Genomic DNA, 24,788 nt, shown 5'->3' on the forward strand with positions numbered 1-24,788 from the left:
GGTGTTGAGGGTCAGGCGAGCGCGCCCGGCCTCGGCGCGGGCCCGGGCGGCGATAATGCGCGCCTCGCTGGCAGCGGCCTGTTCCTGCTTGAGCTGCAGCTCGCTGATATTGCCGGCATCAAAGAAGCGCTGCGCCAGTTCGGCCGCGGCATCGGCGCCACCGGCCACGGCCGTACGCATATCCGCGACTTGCTGGGCACCCACATAGGTGTACCAGGCGGCTTCCACGTCGGCCGCGACGTTCAGGACCGCGCCGGCGATCTCGAGCTTGGCGCGCTCGTACTCGGCGCGGGCCAGGCGCGTGCGCACCGGCAGCACCAGTAGATCGGCCAGTGGCATGGTCAGGCCGGCCAGACGGTTGTAGCCGCTGCCCGGGTCCAGATAGGACCGGGAGAGCGAGAGGGTGGGGTTGGCCACTTGCACGGCCTCGAGCACGTCGGCCCGGGCCAGGCCCAGCCGCGCATATTCTTGCTGGAGGCGGGGACTGCGCAGCATGGCAACCCGCACCGCCGCCTCGGCGGTCATCGGGGCACCGAGCCACTGGTCGATGGCCTGGCGTTCTGGGGGCGGTTGGCCCACCGCGGACCACTCGACCTGCGGACCGCGACGCTCGGCCAGCAGGGCATTGATGTCGGTATCACCGGGGCGCGAGGCCAGAGAAGCACAGCCGGTCAGGGCCACGCTCAGAGCCACGGCCAGCGCGGCCGGGCGGAAACGTACAGTCATGGGAAACCCTCCAAGGCACCCGCGGCGACAGGCCACGGGCAACACGACCCGGATGCCGGGTCGAGCGAATGGGGCGGATCAAGATCCGCCGGGAGGGCTTAGGCGATCGGAGGTCGGATGGCCGGCGCCGAGGGCGCGGCCGGGACCGACGCCAGGCGGCCCAATTGGGCCACCCAGCGATAGGGGGATACCGCCCACGGGGCGTCGGTGATCACGACGACCGGCGCATGATGCAGGCAGCTGCAGGTGCAGGTCCCGCCGTCACAACAATCCAGCGGCGAGTCAGGGCTGGGCACGACGGGCGTCACGGCGGCCTCGTCATGGCACGACGCCATGTCGCCGTCGGCCATCGAATGCCCCGCCGCCGCCATGTCCTGGTCCACCTCCGCGCTCTGGTGCGCGGCATGATCGACCGCGGACGCGACCGACGGCAGCCCGGCGTTGGCGATCAACGCCAAAGCGAGCAGCAGGTGGCCGACGGTGCGCAGCAGGGACATGGCCGGAGTCTACACCCAGAAAAAAGCGATGGGATACACCCCAGAACTGGGGGGGGTGCGGTCTAGACCGCCATTGGAGCCAGAAAGTTCCCCGGGCGGAGCGGTTCGCCGAAGTTCCCCGGCCCGCGTGGGGCCGAAGGAACGGGTTACCCGGCTTGGGAAGTTTTACCGCGCAGGGACGTCGTTCAGGGCGACGCCGCCATCGCCTCGCAGGCTTGTGCGCACTCCCGGCAGGCGCGCACGCAGGCCTCCATGCCGTCCAGTTCGTCGCAGCTGGCGGCGCAATCGCGGCAGATCTGCACGCACAGGCGGCAGAACTCGGCGTGGTACGGGGAGTGATTGATCATGAGCGCGGCGGCGGCGCGGCAGGCCTCGGCGCAATCGATCATCAGGCGAAAATGATCCGGCGCCACGTGATCGCCGCCTTTTTCCAGGCAGGTGGTCAGGGCCATGTGCTGGCAGTGCTGATAGCAGTCCAGACAGCTGCGGATGCAGGCCTGCAGTTCGGAAGACATGTGGTGCATGGGGGGGCTCCTTAACGAGAGATAGGGGGGCGAGCCAAGGATTTAGTCAGCCCGCGCGTGTCGTGCTGCAAGATCAATGCCAGTCTGCGCGGTCCGTTGTGCCGCATCTTCCCGCCGTTCGATGCAAGACGGCACTGCAATAGTCATGCTGATTGCACAGATGTCCGGCAGATTGCACGCAGCAGCCGTATCCTCGGGCAAGGGTACTAAGGTCGCTTTGAGGCGGGCCGCCGAGTGATGACCGTGCGCAGCGCCGGGGACAGAATCGATGAACCCGGACCTGCCGGTGATTGAGAACACGCCGCGCAGTGCCTCAGCCATCGCACTTTTCCGTAGGCGCGAGCTAACAACGCCGAAACATCCGACGTTACGCGGAGTCTCTGTAAGCGAGCAGGCGCAGCGCGTTCGCCACGACCAGGAGGGTGGAACCCTCGTGGAAGAGCACGGCGACGCCCATCTTCATGCCCAGGATCGTCGCCGGAATGAGCAAGGCCACCATGCCCAGGCTGGCCCACAAGTTCTGGCGGATGATGCGCCGGGTCTGCCGGCTCAACCCCACGACGAACGGCAGGTGCTCAAGCTTGTCGCCCATCAAGGCCACGTCCGCTGTCTCGAGCGCGACATCTGAACCCGCCGCGCCCATTGCGATTCCCACCGAGGCGCTGGCCAGTGCGGGCGCATCGTTGACACCGTCGCCCACCATGGCCACCTCGCCCTCGGCGCGCAGTGCCTGGATCGCCTTGACCTTGTCTTCTGGCATCAGGTCGCCATACGCCCGGTCGATGCCCACGCTGGCGGCCACCGCATCGGCGACCCGTTGGTTGTCGCCCGAGAGCATCACCAGCCGGGTCATGCCGAGCTCGCGCAGTCGGGCCATCACCGCCTTGGCGGCTTCCCGGGGCGTGTCCATCAAGCCAACGGCGCCCAGGTAACGGTCTCCCTGTCGTACGACGAACACCGTCCGGCCTTGATTCTCCAAGTCCAGCACGCGCGTCTTCAGCGCGGCGGGCACGGCGGCACCCCCGAGCTCATCGAACAGGCTCTTCTTGCCCAGGTGCACGGTCTCGCCGGCCACGGTCGCCTTCAGGCCGCGGCCTGTAAGGCTCTCGAGGTCCGTCGCCTCAGGGACAGCGTGCGAGCCCAGACGGACCAGGCCATCGCGCACCACCGCGGCAGCCAAGGGATGGTCACTCAGGCGCTCTACGGCAATAGCGACGCTCAACAGTTCCTGCGTCGTCACGCCGTCAGCGGGCATGACGTCCGTCACCTGCGGTCGGCCCTCGGTCAGCGTGCCGGTCTTGTCGAAAGCCAGCGCGTGCAGGACGCCCAGCCGCTCCAGCGGGCCGCCACCCTTGATCAGCACGCCGCCCCGTGCGGCCCGCGCCACGCCGCTTAACACCGCGCTGGGCGTGGAGATGGCCAAGGCACAGGGACTGGCGGCTACCAGCACCGCCATGGCGCGGTAGAACGTCGCGCTGAACGGTTCATCCACCACCAATCCGGCGAACAGCAGCATCCCCACCAGCACCAGCACCGCGGGAACGAAGATCTTCTGGAAGCGGTCCGTGAACAGCTGCGTCGGGGATTTCTGGTGCTCCGCCGAGCGCACCAGTTCCACGACTCGGGCCAAGGTGCTCTGGTTGGCGAGGCGGGTGACTTCGACCTCCAGGACCTTGCCCTGGTTGATGGTGCCGGCGAAGACGCGATGCTCGGGGCCGACCGCGTCAGGGCGTTGCCTGGCCTCGGCCGCGTCCACCACCGGCCGCTTGTCGACCGGCACGCTTTCGCCCGTGATGGCGGCCTGGTCGATGCTGCTCTCGCCCAGCACGACGAAGCCATCTGCCGCCACGCGTTCATCGGGCTTGACCACCACGACATCGCCGATGACCAGGTCGTTTACGGATACGTCGACCAACTGGTCACCGCGACGCACCAGCGCCGTCTCGGGCCGCAACTCCGCCAGGGCCTCGATGGCGCGACGGGCGCGGCCCATCGCGTAGTTCTCGAGGGCATGGCCGAGACTGAACAGGAACAGCAGTAGCGCGCCCTCGGCCCATTGGCCCAGGACAGCGGCGCCCGCGGCCGCCACGATCATCAGGGAATCGATCTTCAACTCGCGGTGCCGCAGGTTCTCGAGCGCTTCGCGCACGGTGAAGAAGCCGCCGGCCGCATAGGCCAGCAGCAGCAAGATGAAGGGACCGGTGGCACCGTCGCCCTGTGTTCGACCCCAGGCCCAGCCGGCCAGGAGGAAGGCGCCGGAGGCCAGCGACAAAATGATCTCGGCGCGGCCGGCCCAAGGTCCCCCGCTGCCGTGATCGTGATCGTGTCCCGCGCTCGCGGCCGGGGGAGGCGTGGTATCACTCATCGGGCATTCCTCGAATGGGGATCCTGCAGGCGCGCTCCGACGGAGCGCGCCTGCCTCGTGGCCTTCGTCGTACGGGGCTAGGCCGGCACGTCCGCCCGGTCGATCAGCAGCACATCGTCGATGGCACTGGTGAAGATCCATCCGGCATTCACCTGCCCGGTACGGCCGTGCTGCCGGATCAACGCAATGATCGTGTCGACCCGCTCGTCTTCACAGAACACGTCCAGCTGGATCTCCTGGGTCACCCGTTCTCCCAGCTCGACCGAGTAGTCCTGCTCGCGGGCGCTGGCGGCCTGCAACAGCCCTCGCGCCTGGACCACGCTCAGGCGCCGCTCACCGGCGGCCTCCAGGGCGTGCACGATGTCGCTCATCCTATGGGCGTGCAGCAAGGCAGTAATGCGCTTCATGGCGTGGCCTCCGGGTTCTTACGTTCGGCGCGGGTTTCCAGCCACTCGTAGAGCACGGGCAGCAGGAATAGGGTCAGCAGGGTGGCGCTGAGCAGGCCACCCACCACCACGGTGGCCAGCGGGCGCTGGGTCTCGGCGCCGACACCGCTGGAGATCAGCATCGGCACCAGGCCCAGTATCGCCACGCTCGCGGTCATCAGCACCGGGCGCAGCCGCAGGGCCGTGCCTTGCAGCACCGCCTCGCGCACCGATAGCCCGCGTTCGCGCTGCTCGTTGAGGAAGCTCACGAGCACGATGCCATTGAGCATGGCGACGCCGAACACCGCGATGAACCCGATCGCCGACGGCACCGAAAGGTACTGGCCGGTCAGGAACAGGGCCAGCAGGCCACCAATGGTCGCAAAGGGCACGTTGGCCAGGATCAGGGCCGCGAACTTGATCGAGTTGAACGCGGTGTACAGCAGCACGAAGATGAAGAAGATCGTGATGGGCACGATCAGGCTCAGCTTGGCCAAGGCGCGCTGCTGGTTCTCGAACGCACCGCCCCACTCGATCCAGTAGCCGGGCGGCAGGTCCACCTGCGACTTGATCGCCGCCGTGGCATCGGCCACGAAGCCATCGACATCCCGGCCCCGAACGTCCATCTGAATCACGGCATAGCGCTGCAACTGCTCGCGACGGATGAACGAATAGCCCTCGGCGACCGATACCGTCGCAACCTCGGACAGCGGCACCAGCGCTCCCGACGCAGCCTTGAGCGGAATCCGTCGCAGCGCTTCAACCGAACTGCGCGTACCGTCATCGAGCCGCACGGAGATGTCGAACCGCCGGACGCCGTCCAGCAGCACGCTGACCGGTTCGCCGCCCAGGCCATTGCGCACGATGGTCAGCACCTCTTCGGCGTTCATGCCGTGGCGGGCCAGCTCGGCCCGATCCACCTCGATGCGGATCTGCGGCTTACCGACATTCGCTTCCAGCGATAGGTCGGCGACGCCGTCGATCCCGGCAAGAACCGGCTTGAGCTGACTACTGATGCGATCAAGTTCGGCCAGATCCTCGCCGTAAAGCTTGAGCGCCAGGGTGGCGCGCACGCCGGAGATCAGCTCCTCGACGCGCATCTGGATCGGCTGGGTGTAGCCGGGCACCACGTTGGGCACGACCTCTTCCAGCGTCTCCTGCATGGCTTCCTCGAGCTCCTTGATCGAACGGCCGGTGGTCCAGTCCTCCTCGGGGGTCAGCGCCGTGTAGATCTCCATGTAGTTGACGTCGGCGGTCTCGCCCTTCTCGGCGCGGCCGATCATGGCCAGCGTAGTCTCCACTTCCGGGAACTTCTTGAACGCCTCGGCGATGACATTGCTGGTGCGGATCGACTCATCCAGCGACGTCGACGGGATGCCCGTCACCCGCCACATGATCGAGCCTTCCTGTAGCTGGGGCATGAACTCCTTGCCCAGGAACGGGAAGAGCCCCAAGGCCAGCACTAGCGCCACGGAGGCCGTGATCACCACGGCGCGTTTGGCGGACAGGGCACGCTCCAGTAGCGGACGATAGCGCCGCTTGAGGAAGGCCACCAGGCGGGTGTCCTTCTCTTCCTTGGGCTTGAGGATCATGGCGGCCAAGACCGGGATCAGCGTCAGGCTCAGCAGCATCGATCCGGCCATCGCGAACGCGATGGTGAAGGCCATGGGCTTGAACAGCTTGCCCTCTAGGCCCTCGAGGCTGAACAGCGGCAGGAACACCACGATGATGATCAGGATCGCGAAGGAGATGGGATTGGCCACTTCCTTGGCCGCCGCCAGCACCGCCGAGGTCCGGTCCACCTTTTCGCCATGGGCGTGCCGCTCGGCCATGATGCGGTAGGCGTTCTCCACCATCACCACGGCACCATCTACCATCATGCCGATGCCGATGGCCAGGCCCGCCAGGGACATCAAATTGGCCGACAGTCCGAACTGGCCCATGCCGATGAAGGCCATCAGCATCGCCAGCGGCAGGGTCACGATCACGACCAGCGCCGAACGCAACTCGCCCAGGAACAGGAACAGGACGATCGCCACCAGGATCGAACCCTCGATCAGGGCCCGGGTCGCGGTCCCCACTGCCTTGTTGACCAGGTCGGTACGCTCGTAGATCGGGCGCACGACCATGCCCTCGGGCAGGGCGTCCTGGACCGTGGCCAGCTTGGCCTTGACCGCCTCCACCACATCCTTGGCGTTCTCGCCGATGCGGGCCAACGCCATGCCGAGCACCACCTCTTCGCCATCGCGGGTCACCGCGCCAAAGCGCGGCGCCGGCGACTCGATGATCCGGGCGACGTCGCGCAGGTAAACCGGCACGCCATCCTCGGCCTTGAGCACGATCGCGCCGATGTCCTCGGTCGAGGACAGCAAGCCCAGGCCGCGCACCAGGTACTGTTCGCGACCCACGTCCATCACGTTGCCGCCGACCTGGCCATTATTGGCCGGCAGGGCCGCAATCACGTCGCCAAAGCCCAGACCCCGGGCATATAGCCGCTGCGGATCAATCCGGACCTGGTATTCGCGCTCGCCGCCGCCCCAGGAGCTGACGTCGTCCACGCCCGGTGCTGTGCGCAGGATCAAGCGCACCGTCCACTCCTGCCAGGTACGCAGGTCCATGTCGGTGACCTGGTCCTTGCTCACGCCCGGAGCGCGCTCGACCGTGTACCAGAACACCTGGCCTAGGCCCGAGCTGTTGGGACCCATGCTGGGCTTGCCGTAACCCTCAGGCAGGCGGTCGCCGATTTCCTGCAGGCGTTCATTGACCAGCTGGCGGGCGAAGTAGATCTCCATGTCGTCCTCGAAATACACGGACACATAGGAAAGACCAAACAGGCTCACCGAGCGGATTTCCTGCACCTTGGGCAAGCCCGCCAGCGCGGACTCGACCGGGGTGGTCAACAGCAGCTCGACGTCTTCGGCCGCCAGGCCCGGGGACTCGGTATAGATGTTCACCTGTGCCGGGGTGACGTCCGGGAAGGCATCGATGGGGACGTCGCGAACCGCTCGCAGGCCCAGGAAGGCCACGACGGCGAAGATGATCAGGACCAGGAACTTGTAGCGCAGCGAAAGTTCGACCAGGCGATTTAGCATGGCGCACCTCCGCGCGCGGCGACGCGGGCGTCAATGACCATGACCTTCTCCCAGTTGCGCCTTGAGCATCTGGGCCTTGAGCACGTAGGCGCCCTCGACGACCACCCGGTCGCCGATGACCAGGCCGTCGGCGATGACGGTGTGGTCGCCGACCACCGGACCGGGGCGAACCGCCACGGGCGCCAGGGCGCCATCGGTCTCCTTGAAGACCACGTTCTCGCCCTCTAACTGCACCAGCGCCGCCGTCGGCACCGCCAGCTGCGGGTCGCTGCCACCGCCGGCATCGAGATAGACCTCGACGTAGTCGCCGCCGTGCAGGCGATCCCCCTCGTTCGCTACTTCAATTCGCACCAGCGCCGTCCGGGTGTTCTCGGAAGTGCGGTGCGCGCGCTGCACCACCTTGCCGGGCAGTCGCACCTGGCCCAGCACCACCTGCGCGGTGCTGTCGATGGCGATGCGCCGGGCCTGCTCGGCCGGGAGCGTGGCATCGACCCAGACGACGGCTTCATCCACCAATCGGAACAGGGTCCGGCCGGGCTCGATCCGCTCGCCGACCACAAAGGCGTCCTCGGTCAGGCGGCCGGCGTGTGGCGCGGTCAGCGTGAACTCGCCATTGGACCGGCCCGTGGCCGTGCCCGGCAAGCCGTAGGCCCGCGCGGTCGCACGTGCCTGTTCGACGGTGACCTGGGCTTCCTGGTAGCGGCGGCCCGACACGGCTTCGCGTCCCAGGGATTGAACGCGCTTCCAATCCTGCTCGGCGATGGCCAGCGCCCCTTGGGCTTGGGCCACCTCCACGGACGACAGCGTCACCAGTGGCGCGCCGGCGGCCACTTCATCTCCCAGCTTGGCATGGCGGCGGACCACCAGGGCCTCGACCCGCGGCGTGATCAGAGTGGTGCCGTAGGCGTTGTCCAGGACTTCACCCGGGGCCTGCAGCGGTTCGCTCAGTGAACGCGCATCCAGGGTCGCCAGCTTGATGCCGGCGGCTTCCAGCGCGGCCGCGTCCATGCGAACCGGTTCCGCGCCTTCTTCCGCCTCATCGTGGCCGGCCTCTTCGTCATGCCCGGCCTCATCGTCGTGGCCCGCCTTTTCCTGGCCTGCCTCGTCGGCATGTTCAGCGTCTTCGCCGCGTGGCGTGCTCGTGTCGGCGGCCACGGCCTTGGGTGAAGGCGTCGCAGCGGGCTCGGCGCCGCAGCCTGCCAAGGACAGGACCAGGACCGCGCTGGCGGGAAGCAACAGGTAATTTTTCGGGTTCATCGGGAAGTGTCTCCAGTCGCGTCATTCATTCCGAGCCAGGCTTCGAGCTGGCCGGTGGCGGCGAGATAATCGGTGGCGCGGCGCCAGAGCTGACCTTCCAGCGCGGCGCCCGCAAGGGCGGTATCCAGGGTTTGCTTGAGCTGGAGCAGGTAGTCGGCGGTCGAGAGCTCGCCGGCGCGCCAGAGGCGCTCCAGCAGGTCGGCCCGCTTTTCGACATCGGTGCCGGTGCTCTGGCTCCAGCGGGCAAAGGCCCGACGGACCGCGGCATAGCTGGCCGCCGTGCGCTGGGCCCGTGAGGCCAACTGTGCTCCGGTCACATCGGCCTGCGCCGCCGCGGCATCGGCATCAGCGAGCGCGGCCACAACCTCGGCCCGGTATGGGTTGCGCACGAACAGCGGGACGCTGAGCGATACACCCACCACATTGTCCGACGCCGGGCCGAAGTCGATGCGGCCGCCGGTGAGCGCGAGCGTCGGGTCAGGAACCCGGTCGCGTTGGGCGACGGTGACCTGACGCGCTGCCCCTTCGGACTGGGCCTGCGCGATCTGCCATTCCGGCAGGGCCTCCCAGGTCGTGGGCGCGGGCGCCACGTCCGGCAGCGCCTGCGACCACGCCGGGTCCGAGGCCACGGCGTCGGGCTGTCCGCCCACGTTGCGGAAGGCCTCCTCGGCCTCGGCGGCTTCGGCCAGCAGCGCCGCCTGTTCCGCTTCGGCTTCGTCGCGGGCCAGCCGGGCCAGGTCCCGTTCGAGGGAGGAGATGTCGCCCACGCCGAACTGCTTGTCGGCCAGATCGGCGAATCGGGAGATCAGCGCCAGGCGCTGCTCGCCTTGCTGCACACGCCGTGACGCGCTTTGCCAATCCGCCCAACCCACCAGCCAGGCGGCCACGAAATCACGTCGGCTCAGCCGGGCCTGGGCCACGGCAACGTCCAGCTGTGACGCGGCCGCATCGCGCCGGGCACGACGTTTGCCGCTCAGGTCCAGCGCCAGGCTGACGCCCGCGGTGGTGGTGCGGTCGGTGCCTTCGTCATCGGCCGCAAACTGGACTTCGGGGTTGTAAAGCGGACGGCCGGCAGCGTCGGCGCGGGCGCGGGCGGCGGCCAAGGTAGCGTCTGTGGCTCGGGCGCTGGGGTGGGCGCGCCAGGCCGCGGTGACGGCATCGCGCAGGGCGATGGGAGACGCCGCGGGCGCGGCGGCATGGATGGGCGCGGCCAACGCGCCCGCCAGGAGCAGAACGATCGTCGGCAACGACACGACGCGCAAGCGTCGCGGGGGAGGGATAAAACGCATGGAAACATCCTCTGAGCACACGTCGACCCCGACGCCTCGGCGTCAGGGAGCGAAAACGAGAGGGCTCAGAGAATGGGAGGGCGAAGCTCGTTGCGTGCGGGACCGATCGGCATGGCGATCGGAACGGGTAGAACGCGGGCCATGGCCGGCGGTCCGGCCAGAAGGACGACCACGGGCGGCAGGGCCGCCGCATGATGGCAATGGCAGTCCAGGCAGCCGCCCGCGGCATGCGAGAGGAGCGACGAAGGATCGTCCGCTGCCGACGCATCGGGCGTCAGGGCGGTATCGGCCGCCGGCCCCTGGGTGCTGGTCGCCCCCCAGGTGCTGTCCTGCATCTCATCTACCGTGCAAGCCGCGACCATGCCCACCTTGAGCAGGAACACCAACAGCACCCACGCGGCCACCCGCACGGATGCGCGAAGTCGGGCCATCAGCAGGGGAGGGGAAGTACGCATGGCTGCGGCAGCTTATCTGACGGCACTGGAGTTACACAATTTCATTCTCCTCTGCACGCCGCATCGCGTTCAGGAGGACATGAGATTACGGGGAGCTGCAAACAAATCGCGGGCGTGAAGGGCCTCAAGGGGCTCCAAGGTCGCCGGGAGCCGACAGCCCAGTCGATGCCAGGCCACCGCCGCATCCGGCGTGCCGAGAAAGACTTCATGACGCCTGTCCTTGCGACAGCTTCGGTGGCATCAGGCCGTTCGCCGCGATCGCCACCGCCCCGATGACGATGGCCATATCGGCCACATTGAAGGTGGGCCAGAAGAAGTCCCGCCAGTACCACTGAATGAAGTCGACGACCTGCCCCCGACTGAGCCGATCGGCCGCATTGCCCAAAGCACCACCAATCACCAAGGCGTACGGAACCGCCAGTCGCCATGCCCGTCGGGGCAGGCGGTAAAGCGAGTACACCAGGTAAGCGGACACGCCCAGCGCCAATGCCGCAAGCACCGGCCGCTGCCAGCCTCCCGCACCGCCCAGCAAACCAAACGCCGCACCGGGATTGTAGGAACGACGCCAGTTCCACCACCCTTCCACGACAGCGATGGCCACGTCATCGGGGATCGCCGTCATCGCCCACCACTTGGTGGCTTGGTCCAACAACAGCACCGCCAGCGAGAGCAGCAGCCATGCGATGGCGCTCGTGCGGATTCCCTCCACTCCGGGCGCTCCCTGACGCGCACAAACGTCGCCAGCGCGGAGGGCATCACCGTCTCGTTTTGACCGGTCAGGCTGCCTCATGTGCCAGCCCCCTGCCGGGCACGGCGGGCATCGCGCAGAATTTCGAACGATTCCTTGATGACATACAGTCCGATCAACGTGCCAATCATAAAGTCGGGATAGGGCGAGTGGAGCCAGAGGACCAAACCGCCCGCAAGAATCACCCCCAGATTAGCCACGACATCGGCGCGGGTGAACAGCCACGTGGCGCGCAGGTGCACCCCTCCCGTCTTCAGCGGCGCGAGCAAGCGCAATACAGTGACGTTTACCACTAAAGACAGCAGTGCCGTCCCAATCATCCAACTGCTGGCCGGTTCGGCGCCGTGAACCACCCGGCGCCCGACCTCGGCCAGCACGCCCAGGCCCAGTGCCAGCAAGACACTGCCGCTTAGCAACGCCGCATTGGCTTTGAAACGCGCAGCGCGTCCAATGGCGACCAACCCGATCGTGTAGGCGATGGCATCCGACAGCATGTCCAGTGCATCGGCCAGCAGTCCGGTCGAGTCGGCGATCCAACCGGCGATGCCGCCGATCACCGCCATCGCGGCATTGAGAGCCAACGCAATCTTCAGGATGCGGCGCTCTTGGGCGTTCTTGGCATCGTGGTGGCAAGCGCAGTCACTCATGGCCTTCTCCGGTGGCGGGCGAGAATGAACCGCAGAGAGCAGCCACCGTTGGCCACCTCGCGGCAAGGTCCCAGCCCGAGGCGAACTTGGCGCGCAGTCCATGCGTTGGCCACTGCCCGCTGTTCAGGAGGAGTGCGGCGCACGCGTAGGTCGCGGCGCGACGGCAATGTCTCAAGTCCCTTGGGCAGCTCATCAGCGCGAGGAAGTTGCTGCCGACGCTTTCAGCGACCGGGTGTTGGTTATGAAGCCAATGATGGCCAGCGTCGCCACGCCCAACTGCACCAACAAGGACTCCCAGGACGGGTACACGCCCAGCCATTCGATGCGTGGCCCCGTCACCCCTGCTTGGGTGACCCAACCCGCCTCCTGAAGGGCAGCCACGCCTTTGCCCGCCAAGACGACGGCCAGTACGGCGATCAGGAGCGAACTGATCGAGAAGAACCGGCCGACGGGAAGACGTGCGCTGGCGCGAACCATCCAATAGGCCACAGCGGCCAAGACCAAACATCCGGCCGCGAAGCCAGCAAGGATGGCGCCGGAGACCGCTTCGCTCCACATCGCGATGAAGAAAAGTATGGTCTCAAACACTTCGCGATACACCACGATGAACGCAAGCACAAACAAGAAGAGAGCCGATCGCCGCGTCAACGCCCTCGACAACTTGGCCTGCAGATACTGCTGCCAGCGTCCGGCCAAACTCTTCTGATGCATCCAGATACCAACGCTCAGCAGCACGGCAGCGGCGAATAGCGCCGATAATCCTTCGGTCAGCTCCCGATTGGCACCGCTGATGTCAATCAAGTAGGTCGCTGCCGCCCAGGTTGCCGCGCCGGCCAGCAAGGCGCTGGCCCATCCCGCATGGACGTACGGCAAGATGTCGGCGCGCTCGGCCTTGCGCAGGAACACGATCATGCCCATCACGATCAGGAGCGCTTCCAGACCTTCCCGCACCAGGATGGTGAAGCTGCCCAGAAAGGCCGTGGTCGTGTCCATCCGGGTGTCCGCTAGTACCATCTCGGCGCGATCAAACAGTGCGTTGACCTCCGCTGCCTGTGCGCTCACATCCGCCAGGGCGGCGGGGCGGGCGAGTTGGCTGCGGTAGCGGGCCATGGCCGTCTCGATCTCTCGCATCAGTGAGGGATCGCGGGCCCCCAGGGCTGCCTCGAGCGGCTCTACACCGTCCAGGTAAGCCGACAACGCCGATGTGGTGGCCTGCGCCGTGTCGCCAGCGGCATACGCTTGCTCGCTGACGGCCAATCGTTCACGCGCGAGCGCGAACGGATGGGAACCCTCACGCGACAGGTTTACTGCCTTGGGGCGTGATCGAAGGTAGGCGACGACGGCGTGGGCCTCTGCCGGGGAGAACGGGGCCAGCAGGTCCGCTTCGCGAACCCGGGTGAGGGCTTCGAGGGTGGGGATGCGACCGCGCAAGTCGGCCCGCTCCCGCCACAAGGTCTCCCCTTCCGCGCGAGCGCGAGGGGAGTAGGCCAGCCCTCCGGTGTAGAACGCCAACGCCCAGCGATCTGCTTCCGACAGCGCTGCAAAGCTGGGCATGCCGGTGCCTGGCACGCCCTGGGAGATGACTTGATAAAGCGCCAGGGGCGTCCGCTGGGCCGCGCGGCCAGCGTCGGTAAAGGCGATCGGCGGTGGATCCAAGGCGATCCCGGCCACACCGTCGCCGCGCCCGGACGGACCGTGGCAGGCCGCACATTGCTGAGCATAGAGCGCCGTGACGCGGGCCGGCTCCGGTGGCGACGCCGGCACCGCCCCGATCGGATAGTCGGCCAACAGATCGTCGGCCATCCCTCGGGCCAGCACGGCCACCTGTGTGGGGTCGGCCCTGAGGTCTACCGCGGCGACCAACTGGTCGGCTCGGGCCAGCAACCGCGGCTGGTTCGGACTCGCCGGCAGGGTCTGGAGTTGGAGGCGGGCGGCCCTGGCAAATTCCTGCATCTCGGCATATTCGCCCAGCGACAGGACGCGGCCACCCTGGACGGCCGCGGCATAATCCACCGCCATGTAGTCGAGCATTTGCCACGTTTGTCGCGGCTCAACCGTGGGGGTTTCGGCGTGTACCGGCAGCAGCCAGGCCAGCCCAATCAGGAACGCTGCAAGGCCGGACCACGTTCGAAAGTGAGACAGAGGGATGGGCTGGGGCACGGCAAGGGCACTTCGTTGGCGGCGGGGACAGAAGTATCGTAAAGTCCGTAGCCACTACAGAGTCAAGCGGGATGCGAATGAAAATCAGTGAGGCCGCGACCGCCAGTGGCTGTCACTTGGAGACCATCCGCTACTACGAGCGCATCGGCCTGCTTCCTGGGCCGGTTCGGACGGGCAATGGCTATAGGGTCTATGGCCAGCACGATGTGGCCCGGCTGCGCTTTATCACCCGCGGCCGGGAACTGGGCTTTAGCCTGAGCGAGATTCGCGACCTGCTGCGATTGGCGGAGGATCCGGACCTGTCCTGCGACGACGTGGACCGGCTCGCGCGCCATCACCTCGCCGAGATCCGGGAGCGACAGGCCGAACTGCAACAAATTGCGCAAGAGTTGGAGCGCACCATTGCTGATTGCTGCGGCGGCCGCCGGGGTACCTGCGCAATCTTGGGCGGATTGCAAATGCCGGCGGAGTCAGTGTGATCCCGTCCCCAAGGCACTCGAATGGTGCCTAGGGCGCTGAAGGTTGCGACCGCGAAGCTTTCCGCTACGACGGCATACTCAAGCCGCTGACCGCCGGCCGGGATGCCGAGGTGCGCGCCAACTTCCGTGGCCAATGATCCAGAATCCGAGGCGCACTGCTAGGCTGGGCGCCAAATCTTTGCCGAACCGCCGCCCCATGCCAGCCGCACCGGAAACGACCACGGTCTTCGTGGAGGGTGACGCCCTCTACGAAGCGATGCGCGCCGACCTCGCTGGCGCCACCGCGCAGGTACGCCTGGAGTGTTACATCGTGGCCGATGATGAGGTCGGCGGTCCGATGCTCACCGCACTGGCCGACGCTGCCCTTTCTGGAAAGCGGGTGCAGGTCCGCATCGATGCCGTGGGCTCGTGGCGCCTGATTCCGCCGGGCCGGGTTCGGTCCATGAAGGACGCTGGCGTGGGATGGCACTGGAGTCGTCCGTGGTCCTGGCACAAGCCTTTGCGATTTCACGTCCGCAATCACCGCAAACTCCTGATCATCGACGACGCCGTCGCGTACTTGGGCGGGTTCAACCTCGACCGGCGCAATTCCCAGCGGGCCGTGGGGGCGGCTCGCTGGCGCGACACCCATGTCCGCCTGACCGGCCCGCGGGTGGCCGAGGCGATCACCCTGTTCGATGAGTACCCGCGGGCGCCCCGTGGTCCCGTGCCCACGGCGCGTTCTCCCCTGGCGTTGCTGTCGAACCGTTCGCGTCGTTGCCGGCATCGCCTGCGCTGCGCGTTCACCGACGCCTTCGACCAGGCCCGAGAGCGGCTCTGGCTGACCACGCCGTACTTCGCGCCGGACCGGCGCAGCCAGCGGGCCCTTTGCGGCGCCGCCCGCCGAGGCGTGGATGTCCGCCTGCTGGTACCGGGAAAGAGCGATGTTCCGCTGGCGCAATGGGCCGCGCGGGCGGCGTATGCACACATGCTCGAGGCCGGCGTCCGCATCTGGGAGTACCAGCCCCGGGTGCTGCACGCAAAAACAGCCCTGGTCGATCGGGGTTGGGCGACAGTCGGCACCGCCAACTTCGACTACCGCAGCTTCTTCCTGAACGACGAAATCAACCTGCTCGGGCAGGCGCCCGCTCTCAATGCGACGCTGGCAGATCATTTTGTTCAAGATTTGGCCGAGTCTCGGGAGGTACTAGCCGAGGCCTGGACGCAGCGACCGTGGTACGCGCCGGGACTGGAGCTGATCGGCTGGTGGGCGAGGCGCTGGCTGTAGCGGCCACGCGGTCTGGAGGCAAGCATGGGAAGCCCGCCCGAAGCCTTTTCAGCTGAACGCTTTCGGTTGTAGGTTCCCGGTCTCGTTTGCTTGCCTGCATTTCGCCATCACTGGCGGATTAGTCTGCTGGCGCATGCTGGTGCAAGCAGGCAATCAGGGGGCAAGTCACCTTGCCTCGGCTCGAACTGCACGCCTTCACCAGTTGGGCGAGCGTCGACTCCATGCGCTGGAGGTCCGTCAGCCGCAAGCGCACGTCTGCCAGCCGCGCTGTTGCAAGGTCGGCGGCTTCGTGGCAGTGGGTTCCGTCCTCCAACTGGAGCAGTTGTGCGACCTCGTCCAAATTGAAACCCAGGCGTTGGGCGGACTTCACGAACTTCACCCGGTCCACGTCGGTCGGCCCATAGCGGCGGATGCCGCCGATGGGACGGTCCGGCTCGGGCAGAAGACCCTTGCGTTGATAAAACCGGATGGTCTCTACGTTGACCCCGGCGGCCTTGGCGAAGGCCCCAATGGTCAGGGTTTCCCGCGTGATCGTCATGCCGCTTGACTCCGTACTTGACTACGGAAGTAACGTTAGCGCATCACGCACAATTTCGGAAGAAAATCCCATGGCAGACCTGGGCAATGGCCGCGGCGCCCTGGCCGTTGGCGGATTCGCCGCCATCCTCGCCTCGACCTGCTGCCTCGGTCCGCTAGTGCTGATCACGTTGGGCTTCTCCGGGGCCTGGATTGGCAACCTCAGCGGGCTGGAACCCTACCGTCCGATCTTCATTGGCATGGCACTCGCGGCGCTGCTCTTGGCATGGCGTCGCATCTTCCGTCCGGCCCGTGCCTGCGCGCCCGACGAAGTGTGTGCCGTGCCCCGAGTGCGTATGGCCTACAAGGCGAGCTTCTGGGTGGTCGCCTGCCTGGTGCTGATCGCCCTCGTATTTCCCTACCTCATGCCCCTGTTCTACTGATTAGGAGATCGCAATGAAAAAACTCGTCACGTTGCTCGCCCTGACCGCTGCCCTGAGTGCGCCCGTCGGGGCTGCCACCAAGACCGTTACGCTGTCGGTGCCGAGCATGACGTGCGCAACCTGTCCGATCACGGTCAAGGTGGCGTTAGCAAAGGTCGAAGGTGTCATCGAGGCCAAGGTGACTTGGGAGCCCAAGGAGGCGGTGGTGACGTACGACGACACCAAGACCACGCCGGCCGCCCTGACCCGGGCCACCGAAAACGCTGGCTATCCGTCTATCGTCAAGGAGTGAGTCCACGCTCATGATCGACACCGTCCATCTGCACATCGACGGCATGACCTGCGGGTCGTGCGCTGGGAACGTGAAGCAAACGCTGCAGAACGTGCCCGGCGTGCGTTCGGCCGCCGTGTCTTACTCGCGCCGCCACGCCGAGATCGAGGCCAATGCAGGGACGGTCGTGGACGTGAATCTACTGGTCGCAGCCGTCTCGGCTCTCGGCTATCGGGCGCAGCCCGTGGATGTAACGGGGCAGAACCACAGCACGCTGGACGACGCACCATGGCCAATGGATCGCGAGCGAAATCACGGCACAAATGAGGCTGCGCTGCACGTGGCCGTGATCGGCAGTGGCGGCGCGGCGATGGCCGCGGCATTGAAGGCCGTCGAGCAAGGTGCGCGCGTGACGCTGATCGAGCGCAGTATCGTCGGTGGCACCTGTGTCAATGTGGGCTGCGTGCCGTCCAAGATCATGATCCGCGCTGCCCACATCGCTCACCTGCGGCGCGAGAGCCCGTTCGATGACGGTATCTCCGCCGCGCCTCCGAAGATCCTGCGTGAGCGCCTACTCGCACAGCAGCAGGGACGGGTCGATGAACTGCGCCTTGCCAAATACGAAGGCATCCTGGCGCGCACCCCGGCCATCACCGTGCTTCGCGGTGACGCGTTGTTCAAGGATGCGCACACGCTAATCGTGGCGATCGGTGACAAAGACGCCCGCGAGGTGAGCTTCGACCGCTGCCTTATCGCCACTGGGGCCAGTCCGGCGACTCCGCCGATCCCTGGCTTGAAGGACACGCCATTCTGGACATCGAGCGACGCGCTCGCCAGCGACACAATCCCCGAACGACTGGCCGTGATTGGTTCGTCGGTGGTGGCGGTCGAACTCGCGCAGGCATTTGCCCGGCTGGGCAGCAAGGTGACCATCCTGGCTCGCAGCAAGCTGTTGTTCCGGGAAGACCCCGCCATCGGCGAAGCGGTCTCTGCCGTATTTCTCGACGAAGGCATTGAGGTTCTGGAGCAGACGCAAGCCATCCAGATCGCCTTTACGGATGGGGAATTCATCCTCACCACGGTACGGGGCGAACTGCGTGCTGACCGGCTGCTAGTCGCCACGGGCCGCACCCCCAACACCCGCACGCTCAACCTCGATGCGGCGGATGTGGCAGTGAATGCGCAAGGCGCCATCGCCATCGACAAAGGGATGCGCACCAGCACAAAGCATATCTACGCCGCCGGCGACTGCACCGACCAACCGCAGTTTGTGTATGTCGCGGCGGCGGCCGGCACCCGCGCCGCCATCAACATGACCGGCGGCGATGCGACGCTGGACTTGACGGCTATGCCGGCGGTGGTGTTTACCGATCCGCAGGTCGCCACTGTGGGCTACAGCGAAGCGGAGGCGCACCACGTCGGCATCGAGACCCATAGCCGCACGCTGACGCTCGACAACGTGCCACGGGCGCTGGCCAACTTCGACACGCGCGGATTCATCAAGCTGGTCACCGAAGCTGGCTCCGGCCGACTGATCGGCGTACAGGCCGTAGCCCCGGAGGCGGGCGAGCTGATTCAAACAGCTGCGATCGCCATTCGCGCACGAATGACGGTGCACGAGTTGGCCGACCAGTTGTTCCCTTACCTCACCATGGTCGAGGGGCTGAAGCTCGCGGCACAGACCTTCACTAAGGAAGTAGCGCAACTGTCTTGCTGCGCGGGGTAGGGACTTGCTGAGCGTTCAAGGCCAATCCTTCGGCTTGATCGACTGGGGCATACGCCCAAGTAAAATCGACTGATTAATCACGGCTATCGAATGCTGCAGCGGTGTGAAGCCCGGAAACCCGGACCAGATTCCGTCGCCGTTTTCCGAGTTGCCTTCGAGGTAGATGCCCGGCCACTCACGGGGCATCCGCGCACGGCCTTCAGCCCCTTCCCATCCCGTCCTCTGGTGTCTCCGACCAGCAAGCGCAGGGCGGCAACTGCTCAGGCTCGTGTGCCTGCAGCAAGAACGACGGCGGCAATTCGCGGTCCGGAACCAGGGCCGCGCGATAGGCCTAGATGAGGTAGGGGACCAGGGGAGCGCGCCGCGTCAACGCCAACCCCACCGTACCTTCGAAGTACTCCAGGCGAATCATCTGGCTTTGCGCGGCCGTGAGCGCCTGGTGCGGCCGCAGGCGCAGCGTCGCCGAGGTGTTCCAATCCCGATCATCAAGGTCGGCCGCAACCCAGTCGCCGTCGATGTAGGCTTCGCCAAATCCCAGCGATCCTTGGGCCAACACGCGCGTGAACATCGCCGGATCGCGCACCTGCAGATCCCAGGGCCGAGGGCCATCGAGCTGCACGTCCGCCAAAGCCAACAATCGGGCGACCGTCGCCTCGCCAGGGCGGGAGCGGGCCATTGTCATCTCGTTGCTCACTCATCCCCCAGGGCCAAGGCGGCCTGCAACAGTTCGTATTCCTCATCGACCTGGATGACCCATGCGCTGATCGTGGCGGCACCGGCATGCACCACCGGGCCGCCGTGAAGGTTTGCGTCGGAGTCGAGCAGTAGGCCCATCCAGCCCAGTTGCGCGGCGATCCGGGCACGCACGCTTGCCGCGCCCGCCCCAACGCCCCCCGAGAACACGACCCCGTCGAGTCCGCCCAAGCTGGTGGCCATTGCGGCGATCCCCTGGGCGACCCGCATCGCGTAGTGCTCTCGGGCCAGGGCTGCGGGCTCGCCGGTGTCGGCCAACAGCTCACGCATGTCGCCACTGCCGCCAGAGAGGCCGCGCAAGCCGGAGTCACGCCACAGCAAGTGCTCGATCTCGGGCAGCGGCATGGCCAGGGTCTGGGCCAGATACAGCACCACGCCTGGATCGAGCGTGCCCGACCGCGTGGCCATCGGGACGCCATCGAGCGGGGTCAGGCCCATGGTGGTGTCGACGCTGCGACCGTCGGCCACCGCGCACAGGCTCGAGCCGCCGCCCAGGTGCACCAGCACCAGCCGGGCCGTCGCCAGCGCGGGGTCGAAGGCGATGAGTTGACGCATCACCGACGCAAACGCCAGCCCGTGGAAGCCGTAGCGTTGGACGCCGGCAGCATGCAGGCTCGCCGGCAGCGGCAGGCGCCGGGCCCACGGGGCTAGGGTCGCATGCCAGCTGGTGTCGAAGGCAGCCACCTGCGGTACCCCTGGCCAGCGATGCCCGGCAGCCTCGATCAAGCGCAGGGCCGGAGCTTGATGCAGGGGCGCCAACGGTGTCAGCGCCGTCAGCTCGATCATCAGTGCCTCGGTGACGAGAGCTGGACCCGGCCGGGTCGCTCCGTGCACGACTCGGTGCGCCACCCGCGTGGGTTGGCCGGCCCCGGCCGGCAACTGCACCAGCAACTGCGAGAGCCAGCGGTCCGCGCTGCGGGCAGCGTGGGCATCCTCGGGCAGCACGGCGATTTTGGCGTGTGCCGACGGCGTGATCAGGCCGCCCTGCGCATCCACCGCGTAATACGCTGCCTTGACGGTCGCCGAACCGACGTTGAGCGTCAGGACGTCGCGCGGCGCGCTCATAGGTGCCCCGAGCGCGAGATGGCGCGCACCAATCGCCACGACAGCACCAGCGCACCGGCGAACGCCAGCGCCGAGAGGACCGGCAGATGGCCCCACAGGCGCGGCCCGGCGCCGTGCAGCATCATCACCGACCCCGCCAGATACAGTCCCAACGTCACCAGGGCCAGGGCCAGGCGATTGCCGGTGCGCGCCAGCGTCGATTCCAGCGGTTCCAGGCCCCGATGGTGCAGCGACAGCGCGGGCCGTCCCTCGTCCAGTTGCAGCTGCCGCAAGATCTGCATCGCCACGACCGGCAGCTGCTCGGCGCTCTTGAGCAGTTGCTCGTGCATCGGCCGCCCCCCCGCCTGTTGCCGCAGGGTCTGGACCATGTGCTGGGCGCGGGCGCCCAGGGCTTGCATCAGGTCTAGGTCCGGATCCAGGGCCCGCAGCGTGTTCTCGGCCAGGAACAGGGTGCGCATCAGGACCAACAGGTGGCGCGGCAGGCGGAAGTTTTCGCCCGCGCCGATCCGCGCCACGCGCCAGATCGCGTCCGCCATCGACCACTCGTTCAGCGGCAGCGTGGCCAGGCTACTGAGGATTTCGCTGATGGCACGCACGTAGGCCCGCCGGTCAATCGGACCGGTGACAAAGCCCATCGCCACCACGGCATCGAGCACGGCCGCGGCGTCATCCACCACCAGCCCTTCGATCAGTTGCGCAAAAGCCGTTCGCGATGCCGGGTCCAGGAATCCGATGGAGCCAAAGTCGTGGAAGCACAGGCGACCGTCGGGCAGTTCGAACAGGTTGCCCGGGTGCGGATCGGCGTGGAAGACCCCGGCGCCCATGAGTTGGTGCACGTAGGCATCGAGCAGCAGGCCGGCCAGCTCGCGCCCACGCGGCGTGCGATTACGGGTCGCGAGCGCCGCGCCGTGGCTGAACTCCTGCACGATCACGGCCGGCGCGACCCAGGGCTCCACCACATGGGGCAGGGTCAGGTAGGGCAGGGGATCGAAGGTGCTGGCCAGACGCCGCATGTTGCGCGCTTCCTGGACCATGTCGACTTCCTGATGCAGGAACTGACCCAGCTCGTCGATCAGATCCAGCGGCTGGTAGCGCCGCAAGCCCGGCACCAGCCACTGGCTGACACGCACACAGCGCCGCAGCAATCGCAGATCGGCATGCACCTGGGCCACGATGCCGGGCCGACGCACCTTGACCGCGACCGTGCGCCCATCGGGCAGTTGCGCCCGGTGCACCTGGGCCACCGAGGCGGCCGCGAACGGCACCGGCTCGAACGCCGCGAACAGCGCGTCCACCGGCTGGCCAAACGCGGATTCGATCGCCGCCACCGCCAGCGCCGACTCGAACGGCGGCACATGGGCGTGCAGCGCCTCCAGCTCGACCAGATACGGGGCGGGCAGGAGGTCCCGGCGCAGGCTCAGGCCCTGGCCGAGCTTGACGAAGGTCGTGCCCAGACCTTCCAGGGTCTCGCGCAGACGGGCCGGCAGGGTGTCGGGACCACGGCGATGCCGCCGCCACCAGACCCAGCCGAAGCCAGCCAGGGCGAAAGCGATCTGCAGACTTCGCGGCAGGCGCGCGGCGGGCAGGGGTCGGGGTGCGCTCATGCGGGGCGGGTGATCAAAGTCGGATCGCCGTGGCCGGCCAGCGCCGCCTGCTCGTCAGCGCGCAAGGCGTCATCGAGCGGCCGATCCAGGACCGCCAGCGCCGCCGCCACCGTGTGTGCCCACGTGCAGCCGTTCGCAAACAGAAGTCCGGGGACATCCAAGGTGCCGCCCTGGTTGACGAAACCCAGCGCCCGCGTCGTGGCCGGGCCGGTGTCGATCCGGCGCAACGCGCCCAGGTAAGGCTCAGGCCGGGTGTGGGTGACGAATACGCGCGGGGTGCCCACCGGAAAGTGACGCAGCACCACGGCATCAGCCAGCACGTAGGCGGCTTCCCGGGCATCGCGTCCCGCCCGCAACCTTCCCGGCTCGCCGATGTAGATGACCGCCGCGGCAATTCCCGAGGCGCGAAGACGCTGATGGGCCCGCAACACCTCCCCCAGCTGGTAGCTGCCGGTGGCAGCCAGCAGCACCGCCGCGGTGTCGGGATCGCCATGCAGCAACAGCAGCCCCTCGTCGGCCAACAGGCGCGCCTGCGCCGGCGTCAGCCGGTTGGGCACCTCGCGCTTGGGCACCACCAGCGCCGTGATGGTGCCCGTGGCCCGAAGGCTGTGCGTCAGGGCCACCATGGCGCTGTTGCCGTCCGGCGGGAAACACACGCGGGCGCCGTCCGCCATTTCGCCGAGCAGGGCTTCAGCCAGGGTCGGGTCTTGGTGGGACTGCTCGTTCTTGGCGTTCTCCCAGGTGTGCGAGGTCAGTACGACCGGCACGCCCAGCCAGCCCGGCGGCCGTCCGGCCTCGCGCAGATGCCTGGTAAAAATCAGCTCCTGGCGCAAGGCGCCGAGCATCTTCGGGGCGAAGGCTTCGTAGGTCACGACCAGATTGAGACCGCCCTTGTTCGCCAAGGCGGCGCAGACCACCGCCTCCTCGTTGAGCGCGGTGATCACGGCGCCGGTGCGGGATTCCGCGACACCGGCCTCCGGCACCTGCACCCTATGCTTGAGCAGGTCCAGGGTCGCGTCGAGCTTGTTGCTTCTCAACTCATCGGGATTGCCCACGCGCGGGCGCAACTGCGGATTGGCCTGCACCAAACGCACGAACTGGGCGTCAAGCGCCGCCATCGGCGAGCCGACGGTGCCGGGCTCCGCCCAGGCCGGCTCAGGCACGTTCGGCAGCGTCACCTGGCGGGTCGCGAGCGCGTGGTCGCGCTCGCGCGGCCGGCTCTGGGCGTCATGCGTATTGAGGGAAACGATCGCCGCCTGCAGGTCGGCGGGCGGCACGTAGAGCGGCGCACAGCCGGCATTGAACTGCTCGCGGGCAGTGGCATCGCGGTGGGGATTGCCGGACAGCGGCAGGTTGTGGGCCGCGTTGGTGCCGGCGCCGGGGAAACCGAAGCCCTTGGGCGCTTCGGCGACGCCATAGCGCAGCGGGATCCGGAAATCTCCCTCGGGATGCAGCGCGGCCGCTTCGGTGCAGGCCTGCAGCCGCGACTCGATGACGTGGATGCCCCAGGCGATGCTGGCGGGATCACGGCCGTCCAGGCCAATGGGCTCGAAGCCATTGAGCCGCAGGTGGCGGTACAGCCAGTCCTCGCCGCCCTGCTGCTCGATCTGGCTGCGCTGTTCGATTCGCCGGCCGTTGAGGATCATAATCGGCGCGACCAGGCCCGAATCGTCCGGGCGCCACCAGCGCGGCGCCCAGTCGCCGCCGCGCTGTTCCTCGAAGGCGCCATCGCTGACGAACGCAACCAGCCGCTCGCCGGGCAGCGGCGCATGCACGTAGTGCAGCTCGGCAAAGCCCAGGTATCCGCCTTCCTGCAGGCCGCCGGCGGTGTGGGCGTTGACGTGCGAGCCCAGCGGCGAGGCCGGCCGCCCTTCGGGCGTCAGCGCATACGAGTAGAAGTCGCCCACGAATCGCGCCAGCCGCGGCTCGTCGAGGCCGTAGCGGGCCGCATGCGCTGGGCTCATGTTGTCCACGATCACGTTGAGCGCATCGATCGCCGCCACGCAGTGGCCCTGGCCCATCATCCAGGCGCGGGTCCGGCCGTCGAGCGCATTCATCGCCAGGTAGCCGGCATAGGCGGGCACCATGTTCAACGCGCCCCCGGTGTGCCCCTCGGGCTGTGGCTTGAAATCCTCGGCGACCAGGGGGCTGCCATCGAGTCGGACACGCCGGGCGTAGGTCATATGCGCCACCAGCCACATGCCCGCGCTGGCAATGCGATCGGCCGCGCTCAGGCGCCGGTAGCCAGTTTCCGCGTCAGGCAGTGCGCCGGTGGCGACCAATTCCTCGAGCATGGCGCGTACTCGCAGTTGCGTGAGCGGCGTGTGCTCGATGACGCCATAGCCGGCGGCCCACGCGGCGAAGGCCGGCTCGGCCTGGGCGTAGCGCCGGGCCAACTGGTCAATCCGGTGCTGGTCAATGGCGCTGATGGCGCTGGCGGGGCAGGTCAGGTCGTTCATCGAAACTCCAGGGCACAGAT

Annotated in this window: 22 protein-coding genes; 5 read left to right on the top strand and 17 right to left on the bottom strand. The window is 67.3% G+C overall.

Annotation, left to right across the window (positions count from 1 at the left end):
• The 12 genes from VFQ84_RS01240 to VFQ84_RS01295 form a co-directional block, all read right to left on the bottom strand.
• Positions 1-726: TolC family protein (locus VFQ84_RS01240; RefSeq protein WP_325128381.1), on the bottom strand; the 726-nt coding region annotated here is incomplete at its 3' end.
• Positions 727-824: 98 nt separating this feature from the next.
• Entirely contained in the window at positions 825-1,223 is a 399-nt protein-coding gene (locus tag VFQ84_RS01245) for a CopL family metal-binding regulatory protein (protein WP_325128383.1), read from the bottom strand.
• A 185-nt stretch (positions 1,224-1,408) separates the two neighbouring features.
• Entirely contained in the window at positions 1,409-1,747 is a 339-nt protein-coding gene (locus VFQ84_RS01250) for a four-helix bundle copper-binding protein (RefSeq protein WP_325128385.1), read from the bottom strand.
• A 367-nt stretch (positions 1,748-2,114) separates the two neighbouring features.
• Positions 2,115-4,112 (bottom strand): heavy metal translocating P-type ATPase, encoded by a 1,998-nt coding sequence (locus tag VFQ84_RS01255; RefSeq protein ID WP_325128387.1) that lies wholly within the window; start codon positions 4,110-4,112, stop codon positions 2,115-2,117.
• Positions 4,113-4,189: 77 nt separating this feature from the next.
• Positions 4,190-4,519 carry a P-II family nitrogen regulator gene (locus tag VFQ84_RS01260; RefSeq protein WP_325128389.1) on the bottom strand — a complete coding sequence of 110 codons (330 nt, stop codon included), beginning with the start codon at positions 4,517-4,519 and terminating at the stop codon, positions 4,190-4,192.
• A complete protein-coding gene (locus VFQ84_RS01265) occupies positions 4,516-7,629 on the bottom strand; it encodes a CusA/CzcA family heavy metal efflux RND transporter (RefSeq protein ID WP_325128391.1) in 3,114 nt (1,037 codons plus the stop codon). Before VFQ84_RS01265 ends, VFQ84_RS01260 begins: the two co-directional genes overlap by 4 nt.
• A 30-nt stretch (positions 7,630-7,659) precedes the next feature.
• Positions 7,660-8,886: an efflux RND transporter periplasmic adaptor subunit gene (locus VFQ84_RS01270; protein ID WP_325128393.1), complete on the bottom strand. Its 1,227-nt coding sequence runs from the start codon at positions 8,884-8,886 to the stop codon at positions 7,660-7,662.
• Positions 8,883-10,175: a TolC family protein gene (locus tag VFQ84_RS01275; protein WP_325128395.1), complete on the bottom strand. Its 1,293-nt coding sequence runs from the start codon at positions 10,173-10,175 to the stop codon at positions 8,883-8,885. Before VFQ84_RS01275 ends, VFQ84_RS01270 begins: the two co-directional genes overlap by 4 nt.
• Before the next feature lie 65 nt (positions 10,176-10,240).
• Positions 10,241-10,630, bottom strand: a complete 390-nt coding sequence (locus VFQ84_RS01280; RefSeq protein ID WP_290781889.1) for a hypothetical protein — start codon at positions 10,628-10,630, stop codon at positions 10,241-10,243.
• 205 nt (positions 10,631-10,835) lie between these two features.
• Positions 10,836-11,339: a signal peptidase II gene (gene lspA / locus VFQ84_RS01285; protein WP_325128396.1), complete on the bottom strand. Its 504-nt coding sequence runs from the start codon at positions 11,337-11,339 to the stop codon at positions 10,836-10,838.
• Between the two features lie 77 nt (positions 11,340-11,416).
• Positions 11,417-12,025, bottom strand: coding sequence for a cation diffusion facilitator family transporter (locus tag VFQ84_RS01290; protein ID WP_325128397.1), 609 nt, complete (start codon positions 12,023-12,025; stop codon positions 11,417-11,419).
• 192 nt (positions 12,026-12,217) lie between these two features.
• On the bottom strand, positions 12,218-14,056 hold the full coding sequence (locus tag VFQ84_RS01295; protein ID WP_325128399.1) for a cytochrome c/FTR1 family iron permease: 1,839 nt from the start codon (positions 14,054-14,056) through the stop codon (positions 12,218-12,220).
• Between the two features lie 206 nt (positions 14,057-14,262).
• On the opposite strand from VFQ84_RS01295, the gene VFQ84_RS01300 reads away from it, so the two are divergent.
• Complete coding sequence (locus VFQ84_RS01300) at positions 14,263-14,664, top strand: MerR family transcriptional regulator (RefSeq protein WP_106989572.1); 402 nt, start codon at positions 14,263-14,265, stop codon at positions 14,662-14,664.
• A 196-nt stretch (positions 14,665-14,860) separates the two neighbouring features.
• Positions 14,861-15,931, top strand: coding sequence for a phospholipase D-like domain-containing protein (locus tag VFQ84_RS01305; protein ID WP_325128405.1), 1,071 nt, complete (start codon positions 14,861-14,863; stop codon positions 15,929-15,931).
• A 118-nt stretch (positions 15,932-16,049) separates the two neighbouring features.
• Here VFQ84_RS01305 and merR read toward each other — a convergent pair whose 3' ends face one another.
• Positions 16,050-16,469, bottom strand: a complete 420-nt coding sequence (gene merR, locus VFQ84_RS01310) for an Hg(II)-responsive transcriptional regulator (RefSeq protein WP_231693858.1) — start codon at positions 16,467-16,469, stop codon at positions 16,050-16,052.
• 70 nt (positions 16,470-16,539) lie between these two features.
• Between merR and merT the strand changes: the two genes are divergently transcribed.
• From merT to merA, 3 genes are read left to right on the top strand one after another with little or no spacing between them, the layout of a single operon-like run.
• Positions 16,540-16,890 (top strand): mercuric ion transporter MerT, encoded by a 351-nt coding sequence (gene merT, locus VFQ84_RS01315; protein ID WP_231693857.1) that lies wholly within the window; start codon positions 16,540-16,542, stop codon positions 16,888-16,890.
• A 13-nt stretch (positions 16,891-16,903) separates the two neighbouring features.
• Positions 16,904-17,182: a mercury resistance system periplasmic binding protein MerP gene (gene merP, locus VFQ84_RS01320; protein WP_231693856.1), complete on the top strand. Its 279-nt coding sequence runs from the start codon at positions 16,904-16,906 to the stop codon at positions 17,180-17,182.
• Between the two features lie 10 nt (positions 17,183-17,192).
• The gene (gene merA / locus VFQ84_RS01325; RefSeq protein ID WP_325128412.1) at positions 17,193-18,887 is read left to right on the top strand and encodes a mercury(II) reductase; all 1,695 of its coding nucleotides are present in this window, start codon (positions 17,193-17,195) and stop codon (positions 18,885-18,887) included.
• Between the two features lie 331 nt (positions 18,888-19,218).
• Here the strand turns inward: merA and VFQ84_RS01330 are convergent, their stop codons facing one another.
• Genes VFQ84_RS01330 through VFQ84_RS01345 form a run of 4 tightly spaced genes read right to left on the bottom strand, consistent with a single transcriptional unit; the run spans position 19,219 to position 24,768 of the window.
• Positions 19,219-19,563 carry a hypothetical protein gene (locus tag VFQ84_RS01330; RefSeq protein ID WP_325128415.1) on the bottom strand — a complete coding sequence of 115 codons (345 nt, stop codon included), beginning with the start codon at positions 19,561-19,563 and terminating at the stop codon, positions 19,219-19,221.
• Between the two features lie 14 nt (positions 19,564-19,577).
• Complete coding sequence (locus tag VFQ84_RS01335; RefSeq protein ID WP_325128417.1) at positions 19,578-20,705, bottom strand: acetate kinase; 1,128 nt, start codon at positions 20,703-20,705, stop codon at positions 19,578-19,580.
• Positions 20,702-22,309 (bottom strand): ABC1 kinase family protein, encoded by a 1,608-nt coding sequence (locus tag VFQ84_RS01340; RefSeq protein WP_325128419.1) that lies wholly within the window; start codon positions 22,307-22,309, stop codon positions 20,702-20,704. The genes VFQ84_RS01335 and VFQ84_RS01340 overlap by 4 nt, the downstream gene beginning before the upstream one ends.
• A complete protein-coding gene (locus VFQ84_RS01345; RefSeq protein WP_325128420.1) occupies positions 22,306-24,768 on the bottom strand; it encodes a xylulose 5-phosphate 3-epimerase in 2,463 nt (820 codons plus the stop codon). Before VFQ84_RS01345 ends, VFQ84_RS01340 begins: the two co-directional genes overlap by 4 nt.
• Positions 24,769-24,788 lie beyond the last annotated feature (20 nt).

Origin of the sequence: Arenimonas sp., assembly GCF_035721105.1 — a bacterium.
Taxonomy (GTDB): Bacteria; Pseudomonadota; Gammaproteobacteria; order Xanthomonadales; family Xanthomonadaceae; genus Arenimonas.

Coding starts and splice junctions, on each gene's coding strand:
- VFQ84_RS01265 (WP_325128391.1), bottom strand. CDS start 7,629: ATGCTAAATCGCCTGGTCGAACTTTCGCTGCGCTACAAGTTCCTGGTC.
- VFQ84_RS01300 (WP_106989572.1), top strand. CDS start 14,263: ATGAAAATCAGTGAGGCCGCGACCGCCAGTGGCTGTCACTTGGAGACC.
- VFQ84_RS01305 (WP_325128405.1), top strand. CDS start 14,861: ATGCCAGCCGCACCGGAAACGACCACGGTCTTCGTGGAGGGTGACGCC.
- VFQ84_RS01335 (WP_325128417.1), bottom strand. CDS start 20,705: ATGAGCGCGCCGCGCGACGTCCTGACGCTCAACGTCGGTTCGGCGACC.
- VFQ84_RS01275 (WP_325128395.1), bottom strand. CDS start 10,175: ATGCGTTTTATCCCTCCCCCGCGACGCTTGCGCGTCGTGTCGTTGCCG.
- VFQ84_RS01290 (WP_325128397.1), bottom strand. CDS start 12,025: ATGAGTGACTGCGCTTGCCACCACGATGCCAAGAACGCCCAAGAGCGC.
- VFQ84_RS01250 (WP_325128385.1), bottom strand. CDS start 1,747: ATGCACCACATGTCTTCCGAACTGCAGGCCTGCATCCGCAGCTGTCTG.
- merT (WP_231693857.1), top strand. CDS start 16,540: ATGGCAGACCTGGGCAATGGCCGCGGCGCCCTGGCCGTTGGCGGATTC.
- VFQ84_RS01260 (WP_325128389.1), bottom strand. CDS start 4,519: ATGAAGCGCATTACTGCCTTGCTGCACGCCCATAGGATGAGCGACATC.
- VFQ84_RS01245 (WP_325128383.1), bottom strand. CDS start 1,223: ATGTCCCTGCTGCGCACCGTCGGCCACCTGCTGCTCGCTTTGGCGTTG.
- VFQ84_RS01255 (WP_325128387.1), bottom strand. CDS start 4,112: ATGAGTGATACCACGCCTCCCCCGGCCGCGAGCGCGGGACACGATCAC.
- VFQ84_RS01295 (WP_325128399.1), bottom strand. CDS start 14,056: ATGCTCGACTACATGGCGGTGGATTATGCCGCGGCCGTCCAGGGTGGC.
- VFQ84_RS01340 (WP_325128419.1), bottom strand. CDS start 22,309: ATGAGCGCACCCCGACCCCTGCCCGCCGCGCGCCTGCCGCGAAGTCTG.
- merP (WP_231693856.1), top strand. CDS start 16,904: ATGAAAAAACTCGTCACGTTGCTCGCCCTGACCGCTGCCCTGAGTGCG.
- VFQ84_RS01345 (WP_325128420.1), bottom strand. CDS start 24,768: ATGAACGACCTGACCTGCCCCGCCAGCGCCATCAGCGCCATTGACCAG.
- merR (WP_231693858.1), bottom strand. CDS start 16,469: ATGACGATCACGCGGGAAACCCTGACCATTGGGGCCTTCGCCAAGGCC.
- VFQ84_RS01280 (WP_290781889.1), bottom strand. CDS start 10,630: ATGCGTACTTCCCCTCCCCTGCTGATGGCCCGACTTCGCGCATCCGTG.
- merA (WP_325128412.1), top strand. CDS start 17,193: ATGATCGACACCGTCCATCTGCACATCGACGGCATGACCTGCGGGTCG.
- VFQ84_RS01270 (WP_325128393.1), bottom strand. CDS start 8,886: ATGAACCCGAAAAATTACCTGTTGCTTCCCGCCAGCGCGGTCCTGGTC.
- VFQ84_RS01330 (WP_325128415.1), bottom strand. CDS start 19,563: ATGGCCCGCTCCCGCCCTGGCGAGGCGACGGTCGCCCGATTGTTGGCT.